Source organism: Arthrobacter sp. B0427-1-12 (genome assembly GCF_059092905.1).
This window is the reverse complement of record NZ_JBNHIC010000215.1, coordinates 1-457: the sequence shown is the minus strand read 5'-3', so window position 1 is coordinate 457 and position 457 is coordinate 1. Positions and strand designations below refer to the sequence as shown.

Annotated in this window: 1 protein-coding gene; it reads left to right on the top strand. The window is 64.6% G+C overall.

From position 1 onward, the window contains the following. Positions 1-261 precede the first annotated feature (261 nt). Positions 262-457 (top strand): recombinase family protein (locus tag AC5RWU_RS24615; protein WP_493986788.1); only part of this gene is annotated, 196 nt, incomplete at its 3' end.

The window sequence follows — 457 nt, the reverse complement described above, 5'->3', positions numbered from 1 at the left end:
GCGGGCCCGACGGTCCGGAAGCACTTACTGGGCCCATGCTAGGACTGCGCAGCCCACCGCGCCAGAGCCCGCGTCGGCCCGGAGGGGAGCTGGCGTATCGGTCTCAGGAAAGGATCGTTTGCTAAGACCGGCGGCACGGGCTGCCGCCGGCCTGTTGAAGTCCCGGATTTCCGGAACCCGCATTGTCTCATCAATAGGTCTCACGTCTGATGTTCTCAGGAATCGGAATTATTGCCTTTGATGGGACTGCGGGGGAGCGGCATGGCAAGCATCGGATACGCCAGGGTCAGCACTCTGGAGCAGAACGCGGACCTGCAGCACGCGGCGCTGAAGACAGCCGGCTGCAAGAAGATCTTCACGGACCAGGGCGTGAGCGGCACGCGGGCCAGCCGGCCCGAACTGGACAGGATGCTTGAGCACCTGCGGGGAGGGGATGAGGTGGTGGTCTGGAAGCTCG